The organism is Bilophila sp. 4_1_30 (assembly GCF_000224655.1).
GTDB lineage: Bacteria > Desulfobacterota > Desulfovibrionia > Desulfovibrionales > Desulfovibrionaceae > Bilophila > Bilophila wadsworthia.
On record NZ_JH114233.1, the window covers coordinates 686,588 to 698,069 of the forward strand.

The 11,482-nt window shown below is 58.9% G+C and carries 9 protein-coding genes; 6 read left to right on the plus strand and 3 right to left on the minus strand.

Features of this window, described 5'->3' with window-relative positions; translation table 11 throughout:
- The first annotated feature begins 278 nt into the window (after positions 1-278).
- On the plus strand, positions 279-1,247 hold the full coding sequence (locus tag HMPREF0178_RS14930) for a TAXI family TRAP transporter solute-binding subunit (protein WP_009368865.1): 969 nt from the start codon (positions 279-281) through the stop codon (positions 1,245-1,247).
- A 449-nt stretch (positions 1,248-1,696) separates the two neighbouring features.
- On the opposite strand, the gene HMPREF0178_RS14935 is transcribed toward HMPREF0178_RS14930, so the two are convergent.
- Positions 1,697-1,954, minus strand: coding sequence for a TIGR03905 family TSCPD domain-containing protein (locus tag HMPREF0178_RS14935; RefSeq protein ID WP_009368866.1), 258 nt, complete (start codon positions 1,952-1,954; stop codon positions 1,697-1,699).
- Between the two features lie 155 nt (positions 1,955-2,109).
- Positions 2,110-2,397: a hypothetical protein gene (locus HMPREF0178_RS14940; RefSeq protein WP_005023997.1), complete on the minus strand. Its 288-nt coding sequence runs from the start codon at positions 2,395-2,397 to the stop codon at positions 2,110-2,112.
- A gap of 382 nt (positions 2,398-2,779) precedes the next feature.
- Here HMPREF0178_RS14940 and HMPREF0178_RS14945 point away from each other — a divergent pair, with 382 nt between their 5' ends.
- The 4 genes from HMPREF0178_RS14945 to HMPREF0178_RS14960 all read left to right on the plus strand — a co-directional run bounded on the left by HMPREF0178_RS14945 (position 2,780) and on the right by HMPREF0178_RS14960 (position 6,941).
- Complete coding sequence (locus HMPREF0178_RS14945; protein ID WP_009368868.1) at positions 2,780-4,039, plus strand: 4Fe-4S dicluster domain-containing protein; 1,260 nt, start codon at positions 2,780-2,782, stop codon at positions 4,037-4,039.
- Between the two features lie 259 nt (positions 4,040-4,298).
- Positions 4,299-4,574 (plus strand): hypothetical protein, encoded by a 276-nt coding sequence (locus HMPREF0178_RS14950; RefSeq protein WP_009368869.1) that lies wholly within the window; start codon positions 4,299-4,301, stop codon positions 4,572-4,574.
- A gap of 256 nt (positions 4,575-4,830) precedes the next feature.
- Positions 4,831-5,541 (plus strand): response regulator, encoded by a 711-nt coding sequence (locus tag HMPREF0178_RS14955; RefSeq protein ID WP_009380511.1) that lies wholly within the window; start codon positions 4,831-4,833, stop codon positions 5,539-5,541.
- Positions 5,538-6,941, plus strand: a complete 1,404-nt coding sequence (locus tag HMPREF0178_RS14960) for an ATP-binding protein (RefSeq protein WP_009380512.1) — start codon at positions 5,538-5,540, stop codon at positions 6,939-6,941. The genes HMPREF0178_RS14955 and HMPREF0178_RS14960 overlap by 4 nt, the downstream gene beginning before the upstream one ends.
- A 654-nt stretch (positions 6,942-7,595) precedes the next feature.
- Here the strand turns inward: HMPREF0178_RS14960 and HMPREF0178_RS14965 are convergent.
- Positions 7,596-7,949 (minus strand): helix-turn-helix transcriptional regulator, encoded by a 354-nt coding sequence (locus HMPREF0178_RS14965; protein ID WP_232281288.1) that lies wholly within the window; start codon positions 7,947-7,949, stop codon positions 7,596-7,598.
- 454 nt (positions 7,950-8,403) lie between these two features.
- On the opposite strand from HMPREF0178_RS14965, the gene HMPREF0178_RS14970 reads away from it, so the two are divergent.
- Positions 8,404-11,482 (plus strand): EAL domain-containing protein (locus tag HMPREF0178_RS14970; RefSeq protein WP_009380515.1); only part of this gene is annotated, 3,079 nt, incomplete at its 3' end.

Consider the following 11,482-nt stretch of genomic DNA (forward strand, 5'->3'; position numbering starts at 1 on the left):
GGAGGGGAAGGAGGCCCTTTTCTGGAGAAAGGGCCTCCTTCCCCCTCCAAACCACCCCCATCCTCCCCAAAGACTTTCCACTGGTGGGGAGGCGGCACGGAGGGAATCCCTGTCACCTCATGGAAAAGCCGGAATGGAAAGCCTGTAGATGAAGGTGTCGGCGGGGATGGAAAAAGTATGGAAAGATCCGGTTGGCGCGAAGTCTTCAGTGCCGAGAGGAGCCGGAGCTTTACGGGTATTCCGATAACAAATGCAACATGCAAAACGAGGAGAACGTCATGAAAAAATGGTCCATGTTTTTGGCTGCAGCGGCGTGCGCGTGCGTATTGGCCTCGCCCCTTCAAGCTGCGGAGCGCAAGAAAGTGAATATAAGCTTTCCCACGGCGGCGACGACCGGGGCGTTGTATCCCCTCGGCGCGGGCATCGCCAATTTGTGGAATACCAAGCTTGGTTATGTAAACGCTCGGGTGCAGGCCTCCAACGGCGGCATTCAGAACCTCAACCTGCTCAAAGCCGGGAACGCACAGGTTTCGTTCGCCGTGTCGAGCATTACCTATGAGGCGCTCAACGGCGAACGCGGGTTCAAGGACCGCGCCTACAAGGACGTCCGCGTATTGGCGGGCCTGTACTACAACCCGAATCAGGTCGTGGCCCGTGCCGACAGCGGCGTGGCTTCGCTGGCGGACTTCAAGGGCAAAAGTTTCGCGCCGGGCGCGGCGGGCGGTACGACCGAAGTGGAATCCCGCATCCACTTCACCGAAACGGGGCTCAAGTATCCCGACGACATCAAGGCTCATTTCGTGGGCTTCACCGAATCCATCGACCTGATGCGCAACAAGCAGCTTGACGGCGTATGGATCATGGCCGGGATGCCCACCGCCGCCGTCACGGAAATGTGCTCCACCGCCAACGGCAAGCTCGTGGGCATGGACGACGAGCTGATTGCCAAGGTACAGGCGAAGTATCCGTGGTATTCCAAGTTCACCATTCCGGCGGGAACCTATGACGGACAGGCCGAACCCGTCCAGACCACGGCCGTCAAGATGCTTCTCCTCACCGATGCTTCCATGCCCGACGATGTGGTGTATGATCTTGCCAAAACCTTCTGGGAAAACCTTGATTCTCTCGGCAAGGCCCATGCCGTCATGAAAACCGTCGACAAGGAAATGGCCGTCAGCGATCTTTCCGGCATCCCGCTCCATCCCGGCGCTGAAAAGTACTACCGCGAAATCGGGTTGCTGAAATAAAACTCCCATCCATGTTTTCCGGGAGGTATCTTCCGTATCCGCACCATCCCCGTTCTTCGCACACCAACACAAAACGGGGGCCTCCAAACGGATAGAAGCAACCACCGAAGACTACAAAAAACATGGAAAGGAAGGCTCCACCGTGTTCCCTGCATGGGCGGAACCCGGAAATAAGGAAGAAAAACTTTCCTCCAATAAGAGAGGCACCCGATCCCTCGAATCGGGTGCCTCTCTTGTTGCCCTTCCCAACGACTTTCCTCATATACCCTCAATGTTGCGCCAACGCCAAAACGTTCAACGCCCGGCCTCAACACGAGAAAACAAGGGAGAAACACCATCAGGGATTCAATAAAGGGGAAAAGTTTAGAGGGATGAGGGGAGGGGGTCCGGGGGAGGGGGAGGGAACCTTTAAAAAGGTTCCCTTCTCCCCTCCCCCGCTTCTCTCTTCGTTACGCCCCGCGCGCGGCAAGCTCACGCTTGAGGGCGCGGGCGAGCTGATCAGGGCAGGACGTGGGCTTGCTGCCGCACTGGATCCCTTCGAGCCGGGAAATGACGGCTTCGGCGGGAAGCCCTTCAGCAAGGCGGGCGACGGCTTCAAGGTTGCCGGGGCAGCCGCCCGCGAAACGGATGCCGGTCACGCGGCCGTCATCGGTGATATCATACTGGAGCGCGCTGGAACACACGCCCATAAGTGGAGCAATAGTCATGAAAACAAATCCTTATACTATCAAAATGTGACCAGAAAACGGGAACCGCGGGTCCCGCAATCCCGATATCCCGAACCGGGAAACCCCGCAACAGAAGACCACCCCGCAAAACGCCGGGACAAGGGCCTTAGCTGCGGGCAAGATCGGGGAGCGTGTTAATCGTCATCGCGGTCATCGTCGCGGCGATCATCCTGAGAACGAGAGTTCCTTGGCATACGCGACGGATTGGAATCCCGACCGATTTCCCCGCCATTCCAGCGGAAGCCGTATTGCCGCGGCTGCACGATGCGCCCAAACGAATGCCCGACACTGTCCACGGACTTGACCAGGTCGTCAAGGTTCTCCAGCGCTTCCGAAGCATCTTCCAGCGGTTCTGCGGCATGAGCCGGGTACGCGTACAGAACGCCGAGGACGGCCAGAGCGGGAAGCCATTTTACAAACACGGTAAACTCCTTGTTCGATTGCACGGCACAGAGAGCGCCGGTCAGCAGCATACTCCAAAACGGGCCGGGGGAAAACAGGGCGGGAAAAAATCTTCTTTATCAACAAGAACACTATGATAGCGCCGAAAGGAAAGGGGACGTGCGGGAACCTTGCGGCATGAGGCGGGACATGCCGGGGGCGAAGGCGGGCAAGCCGCTTCTGTGAAAGCAGTCGGCGCAATGGGCAAATGCGGATATTGCGCCCAAAAACGCAACATTGCGTAACAGCCCAAAATTGGTGCTGGAACACGGAAAACCCACCCAATAGCACCCTTGACCCAAAATCGATTTTGCGGGAACACGGAATGGGCGTTTCTACGCATGACATGATACGAGGTGCGATATGGCTCATCATTATTCCAATTCCCTTTATGACCGCCTTGCGGATCGGCTGAACCAGTTCCCGCAGGGCGCGCCGCTTTCCGACAGCCTCTTTGCCATTCTGAAAATCCTCTTTTCCGAAAAAGAAGCCGGGCTGGTGGCGCAGCTGCCCATCAAACCCTTCACCGTAGACCGCGCCGCCGCAATCTGGAAGCTCGACAAGGCCACGGCCCAGAATATGCTGGAAGACCTCGCGGGACGGGCCATGCTGCTCGACATGGAGCAAAACGGCCGGCAGATGTTCTGCTTGCCCCCGCCGATGGCCGGGTTCTTTGAATTTTCCATGATGCGCGTGCGCGGCGACGTCAACCAGAAAGCGCTGGCGGAACTGTATTACCAGTATCTCAACGTCGAAGAGGATTTCGTCAAGGCGCTGTTCGTCGAGAACGGGACGCCGCTTGGCCGCATCTTCGTACAGGAAGCCGCGCTCCCGCAGGACGGCAAGCTCGAGGTCCTCGATTACGAGCGCGCTTCACACATCATCAGGACAGCCTCGCACATCGGCGTCAGCATGTGCTACTGCCGCCATAAAATGCAGCATCTCGGGCGGGCGTGTGATGCCCCAATGGACATCTGCATGACCTTCAACACCTCGGCCCGCTCGCTCATCAAATACGGCCACGCCCGGCAGGTGGACGCCGCCGAGTGCCTTGATCTGCTCGCCGTGGCGCAGGGGCACAACCTCGTCCAGTTTGGCGAAAACGCCCGTGAAGGCGTGAACTTCATCTGCAACTGCTGCGGGTGCTGTTGCGAGGCACTGCTGGCGATCAAGCGGTTCGCCATCGCCCGGACCATCCATTCCAACTTCATCGCCCGCGCGGGGAACGATTGCCGGGGGTGCGGCAAGTGTGAAAAGGTCTGCCCGGTCAATGCGATCCACATGGAAGACGGTCCGGCCGGCAAGCGCTTCGCTTTCGTCGATCCGGAGCGCTGCATCGGATGCGGCGTGTGCGTACGTTCCTGTGCCTTCGGCCAGCTTACGCTCGAAGCCCGGCCCGAACGCGCCATCACCCCCCTCAATACCGTGAACCGCGTGGTCGCCATGGCCGCCGAACGGGGCATGATCAAGGAACTTCTCGAAGACAACGACGCGATGGGCAATCATCGGATCATGGCGGCGGTCATCGGGGCGATCATGAAGCTTCCCGGCGCGCCGAGGGCGCTCGCCGTGGCGCAGCTCAAATCCCGCTATCTGGAAAACCTCATCGGCAAAATGGGATGACGGAAGCGAAAGACCCAAAAGGCCAGCGGACGATACTTTGCAAACCATCGCCCGCTGGCTTTTTTTCCTGGTTACACGCGGCATCGGAGGTACCGCGCAAGCCCTAGACGCGGGATGGCCCCGCTCCCCCGCACGGCGCGGCTTTTCCGGCAATCCCGATACACTTTGTTACATTCCGCTGCATTCGGCACATCCTCATGAAACATTCCACGGGTAGTTTCGCTTCCACAGGGCAACGAGCCCTAAAGGAGCAACTACCATGTTGAAGCATACATCTTTGATCGTCGCCGGGGCTCTCGTCCTCGGAATGGGGATTTCCACCGCTTCTTTCGCTGAAATGCCTTCTCTGGACAGCCAGTCCTACACGTGGCCCGGTTCCACCATCAACACCAGCAGCGATACCGACAAGATCGCGCCCGATCCGAAGACCGGCAAGCGCCCCGGCATCCTTGATTGGGAGGGCATGGGTGCCGATGTGTCGAGGCATCCCGACAAGCCCGGTCATGATCCCAGAAACTGCGGCATCTGCCAGTAGCCTTTCCGGGGGAAAATGCCGTCCTCCGGGAAAGTTCCCCGCGTCCCCTCGGTCGTAACGGGCCATCCTCAAGGGGGGGCGCTGAGGAACCCCTCACCTCCGGACGGGCCGAAGACAAGGCCTTTCCGGTTCCGTCCAAGAGGAATCTTTCTTTTTGCCTGCAAATGGAGCATGATCGGATTGCCCCGGACGGAGCCATCCGGCGACACGGCCACCGTTGGCGGATCGGAGGGCCCGGCGGGATGGGAGGTGAACCGTGCCAGACCAAACACGCCTTCTCGTCGTCGACGACGACGCGGACATCCGAGAACTGCTCTCCGCCTACCTCGCCCGTTACGACATGGCCGTCGAAACCGCGGCGGACGGCGCGGGGCTTTTCGAAAAGCTCGATCATGCCCACTTCGATCTCATCATTCTCGACATCATGCTCCCCGGCGAAGACGGCCTCAGCCTGTGCCGCCGTCTTCGGGGAGCGTCGTCGATCCCGGTCATTTTCCTGACCGCGCTGGACAGCTCCACGGATCGGGTCGTTGGGCTTGAACTCGGCGCGGACGACTATGTGGTCAAACCGTTCGATCCCCGTGAACTGCTCGCCCGCATCCGCACGGTCCTCCGCCGCGCTTCCGACAAGGGGCAGGCAGCGGCGCAGTCCGATATACGCCGTTTCGCCGGATGGACCCTCAACGTCCGCTCCCGCGAGCTCTCGCAAGGTGACGAGCGGATTGCCCTCAGCGACGCGATGTACCGGCTGCTGCTCGTGTTCCTTGACGAGCCGTTCGCCGTATTGAGCCGCGAGTATCTGTTGCGGCAAACGCAGGGGCGCGACGCCGACGTATTCGATCGCAGCGTCGACATACAGGTGAGCCGCCTGCGCGGGGTGCTCAAGGACACGGGCACGTCCAAAATCATCAAGACCGTACGCGGCGGCGGGTACATGCTTTCCGTCGACGTGGAGCACGACGCGTGAACCTTGACCGTCTGCTTCCGAAAACCTCCTTCGGACGCTTTTTCCTGATCAACGTGATCAGCCTCGCCCTGTTCTGGCTGCTCATCCAGCCCATGGCCAACTATTGGCGCAACCAAGCCCTGTTCCGCATGGTGGCCTCGAACGAAAGCCGCCTCTTCCTCACCCATATCCGCCTGCTGGACAAACTGCCCACGATTGCCGAGCGCAACGGGCTGTTCAATCCGAATGACGACGTATTCTCAATCCGGGTTTCGCACTTGCCGCCGGATATGCCGCAGGACGGCTCGAACTACTCGCGGAGCCTGCGTAGACGCCTCGAGCGGGCATTCAAGCAGGAAAACATCCGGTATACGGACCTTCTGACCCGGATCGTAGTGTCACATGCACCGATCACGGTCATGAACAGTGAAGAAAAGTACAGCGATCTCGAAACGTTTTTGACGCACCACTATATGCAGGCCGAAATCGCCCTGCGCAGGCCCGACGGGATCTGGATTTACGCCAAGCACCAGATAGAAATCATGCCGCAAAACCGGCTGTGGCTGAATACGGTGGCGCTGGCGATAGAATTCCTCTTGGTCATGGGCGGGGTGGCCTTGGCGCTGAACTGGCTGCTGCGGCCTTTGCGCAAGCTGGTGGCGGCAACCGACCGCTTCGGCAGGACGCAGCGGATCACGCCGCTGCGGACGGATTCCGGGCCCGTGGAAGTACGCGAGGCCGCGTCCGCGTTCAACAGGATGTTTTCGAGTATTCAGCGATCATTCGAGGAACGGGAACGCTTCCTGACGTCGTTTTCGCACGACCTGCGCACCCCGTTGACCCGGCTGCGGTTGCGGCTCGAACAGGTGGCACAGGACGATCTGCGGGAAAAGCTGTGCGCCGACGTGGACGATTTGACCGATACGCTGAACCGTACGATTACGTTTTTGCGGAGCGCGCGGAGCATTGAAGACGTCCGGCGGCCGATTGCGGTGATGCCGCTGTTGGAAGCTCTGGTGGAGGACAGGCAGGGCATTGGGGAGCGGGTAACGCTGAACGGGAACACGGCCGCCGTGCTTCAAAGCTGGAACCGTTTGCGGAGCGCCTTTGAAAATGTCGTGGACAACGCGCTGCGCTATGGGGATTGCGCCGACATTGAGGTCCATCACGAGAGAGACTCCGAAGGCCGGGAGTGGCTGTACATCGACTTCCGGGACAACGGGCCGGGCATCCCCGAAGAAAAGCTCGAATTCGTATTGGAGCCGTATGTGCGACTGGAGACATCGCGTAACCGGAAAACAGGCGGGCATGGGCTTGGGTTGTCCATTGTGCGCAACCTCGTGGAAGCGAGCGGGGGCAGGGTGTTCCTCATGAACCGCCCGGAAGGGGGGCTTCTGGTCAGGATGCTGTTCCCGCTCTAGTTCCGTCGAAAGGGCCGTATGGACACGGGGACTGGACCGCCGCATCCGCCTTTCCGCTCGTCCTTTTGCGGATCTTCGGCCTCCCGGCTTCCGGGTGAAACGATTCCGTCTGAAGCTTTCCGTCAAAGACATTAAAACTCAACGCCGCATAGCTTACCCGAACCTCAACCGCGCCTTTTCCGTATCGCATACAACCTCCGATTGTATCGGGGTAGGCACCATCTCCTCTCTGTTTTTCAACGCATACGGATACCCTTTTCCGCGATCATCGCCGCCGGCCTCGACGCCCCCCTTTCAAGCGTCCTCCAGCCGAAAAAGGGCAAGGTAACCGCACCGACATCCCCGTCCCAACGCTTTGGGAAAGCCGGGAATCAGCGATCCCTTTGCCGCCGGAACCACCGAAGTGAGGTGCTACGGGCTATTCATGCCCATCAGGAAAGACGGCAAAGCGATCGGCATCTGCTTTGCCTTCCCCCTTTTCCATGCCCAGCGAACGCCTTAATCGGCTAACCGCAAGGACAATTCCCGTTGCCCGACAGCACCGAGAGCGGAGTCCCCATCAGAAACTCCGCAGTCTACAGCACACGGTTGAAAAACAAACGCTCCACCCCCGTCATCGGTTGTGGCCGCTCATGTCTCCACCCTACGAAGCACTCAGGGGCGGAGACGGGCCAGTTCCTCGCGCAAACGCCCGTTCTCCTGCAACAGCCTGCAATTTTCCGCATAGAGCTGACGGTTTTCGGTGGAAAGCTCCCGCCGCTCGGCGCGTTCCTCTTCCAGCTCCTTCAACAACAACGGGCACTGGCGACAACCGCATCCTGAAGCGAGATGCTCCTTTGATTGCTCGCGCATCGCGCCGCGACCGAACAGCAGCCAGCCAGGGGATACATCAAAAACGGTGCATACGTTGATGATAAACTCCAAATCTGGCATATTGGCACCACGTTCGTACCTCCCAAGCGTGGTGAGCGGCGTCCGCAGACGTGTGGCAAATTCGCTCTGTGTCATGGCGCCCCGTACGGCCTTCAGCCGTTCCTGCAATGATTCCATAGGCAGCGTGCATCCAAAGCCCGCAGCCCCTCTGCTTTTCTCCGGCAGGGCGCACCATCGGATCGTCGTTGCCGAATCCGGCCGGGAAATTCCATTTTTGATTGACAATAATCCAAAAATGGTTAATAAAGGGCGTGGGCGGTTGAGAAATGATGTGACAACAGAACTCTACCGAACCCCTACCAAATGATCAACGTACCACAAGGAGTGTGGCCGAACTGGACCCTCTCTTCTCCGCCTCAACAGTCTCCCCGACAGCGTCTGTACCCCTTCCGGGCAAGCGCGGCATGTTGTGCCTCTAGGTGTGTCGGCAATACATGAATATATATACAACCTATTCTGTATTTGCTCTTTAGCGCGGAGCATGTTAATTCCTGTCTGTCATGAAGAGACACATCTGTAAGGACGTTCAATGACAAGGCAAGTTCAGAATCCGTTGACTTGCGCCTCTCCTTCGGACGAGGTTTCTGAGGTTGCAACCTCCTCTCAACAGCGGGATACAACCCTGCAAAGGACCGCATCTTCACTTAACCTCTATAAGATCATTGGGGATAGATCATCCGAAATCGTCTGGGAACAGGCATCCGCACCGAATGCAGACTGTATTTTTTCCGGTGATTCCCGCTTTGCCTGCGCCAACAAGTGCCTCACCGTCGAAGAAGCTTACGAAACGGTTCATCCCGACGATCAGCCGCTGCTCCGTTCCGACATTGATTCGCTCCATTCCGGAGAGCAAGACTCTTTTTCGCGCCGTATCCGCGCCCTTGGCTGCGACGGGAGCTGGATTCCCGTGGATGTCTGCGCCCGCAGCCTGCGCGACAGCAACAGGAAGCCCCTTTACCTTATCGGCGGCTTTAAGGACATCTCCAACCTTCCTCCCGTCTCCTCCGCTCTTGCATCATCCCGCGATCCCCTCATATCCGACATTATCTGGGAGCGTTTCGTTTCCGGGGACGGCTTCGCCATTTCCGACGGTGTGGAACGGCTCCTCGGCCATCCGCGCCACCATTTCAGGAGCGTGGAGGACCTTGTCTGCCTGCTTCACCCCAGTGATCTTGCCATCGTCCATGAACGCATGGAAGCCGTGAGCAGCCTGACCGGCTGCGACTGCCTCTCCGTCCGGATGCGCCATAATGACGGCACATGGCGGCAAGTCGAGGCCCGGGTGGTCGTCTTGCTCGGCCGGGCCGGTGAAGACAGGATCATCGGCGCACTTAAGGACATCACCCCCAAGGCCGTGCGGGATCTCCCGTCGCTCCAGCCCGCGCAGATTTCATCCTTGACGGGGTTGTACACGCTCGAAGCCGGGCAAGCCATTATTGAAAAAAACCTTCTCACAGGCCTCAACCTGCAGGCTCTCATCCTCGTGGATTTCCGCAACCTCGACGAGATCGAGCAGCGTCACGGCAATCGCTGGAAGAACCTTTTTCTCCAGCACGCGGGGGCCATCCTCCGCAACCTCGCCCGCGAGAACGATGTGCCCATCCACTGCCGCGCCGGTTCGTTCATCCTGTTTGCGGATCAGTACGAGTCCTTCCGTGAGGTGACCGACCTTACCCGCAACCTCCAGCGGACGCTCGGAGTCGTCTGCGCGTTCGACGGCGAATCCGATTCCGTGGAATTTTCCATCGGCATCGCCGTCGCGCCCTATGATGCCCTCACTTTTTCCGGCCTCGTAGACCGCGCCGCTCAGGCGTGCAGCCAGCGTTCGGGGGTCAACTTCTACGACAAACAGGCCGCCGATCGTTTCCGGCTTGACTCGGAACTCCTCGAAGAGGAACGACGCCGCGAAAAAGAGCAAATGCGCGAAGCCCTCCAGACCATCATGGATAATGTGGACGCCTACCTCTTCGTCGTCCACCCGTTCCGCCATGAGGTTCTGTTCGCCAACCGCCAAATCCGCAGCATCCGGCCCGAATGTGTGCCCGGTTCAGTCTGCTACCGTTCCTTTTTCCGTTTCGACAAGCCCTGCGTCGACTGTGCGATCCTCAATGGGCAGGATTGCCTTATCGAAAAGGACGGGCAACAGATTTATCTCCAGCTCCGCCATAAAAAAATCCGTTGGCTCAACGATGAGATGGTCTATCTCGTCAGCGGCACCGATATCACCGAGCGTATGCTCCATGCCCGCAAGCTCGAGCACATGGCCTATCACGATTCCCTGCTCGACATCCCCAATCGGCAGGCCGCTCTCAGGAACCTCCAGCACATGCTGCGCGAGGGCAAGCGTTGTGCCGTCGTCCTGTTCGACATCAGCGATTTCAAGCTGTTCAACGAAACCTTCGGCCACGCCAAGGGCGACCTGCTGCTCAAGGACGTGAGCCTGTCCATCGCCCGTTTCGTGCCTGAAGGCAGCCTCTACCGTTCCGGAGGGGACGACTTCCTTGTCCTGCTTTCCGGCGCTGACGGCCCGCAGGCCGAACGCCTCGCCCAGTCCGTCAGGAACTCCTTCCTGCGCGTGCTCACCATTGAGGATCTCGAATACACCTGCAACATCGACGCCGGGATCAGCATTTCACCCCAACACGGCACCAATCCGAGCACCCTCATCACCCATGCCGAGCTCGCCCTTGCCGAAGCCCGCAAGGAAGGCCGGGGCATCTACCAGTTCAACAAGGAACTCGATCAAATCCTCTCCCGCAAGAAACTGCTCCAGATCCTCATCCGATCCGCCCTGGCCAACGGTGACTTTGAGGTGCATTTCCAACCGGTCTTCGAGATCAGCACGGGCTTGTTTCGCAAGGCCGAGGCCCTGTTGCGTCTGCGGGACGCTGCGGGCAGCTTTATTTCACCCGCGGAGTTCATCCCTGTAGCCGAAGAGACTGGCCTCATCGTGGATGTCGGGTATCTTGTGCTCGATACCGTCTGCCGCCAGCTGTTGAGCATGGCGAGCGTAGCGGGGCTTCCTTTCCAGATCGCCGTGAACATTTCCGCCATCCAGCTTCTTCAGACCAATTTCGTCAGCAGGGTCGTGGAGATCATCCAGTATCACGGCATCAACCCGCAGCAGCTTGAATTTGAAATCACCGAGAGCGTGCTCATCAATTCCTTCGAGCAGGTCAAGGGCGTCATGCAGCAGCTGCGGGACAAGGGCATCCGGTTTGCACTCGATGACTTCGGCACGGGCTACTCCAGCCTGAGTTATCTGACCCACCTTCCCATCAGTACCCTCAAGCTCGACCGTTCGTTCATCAGGAATCTCGAAACATCCGAAAGCAACCGGCAGGTATGCAAGGCCGTCATCGACATCGCCCGCCACTTCAATATGGCGATCGTCGCCGAAGGTGTTGAAAACGCGGAACAGTCTAAAATCATTTCAGAACTTGGAGCAACAAGCATACAGGGCTTCTACTATGCCCGGCCCCTGCCCGGCGGCCAGCTTGTCCCGTGGCTTTCCGAACATGAAGATCACGATATCCCAACGCCCGAACGAGACAGGCCGAGAGAGAGAGAGAGAGAGAGAGAGAGAGAGAGAGAGAGAGAGAGAGAGA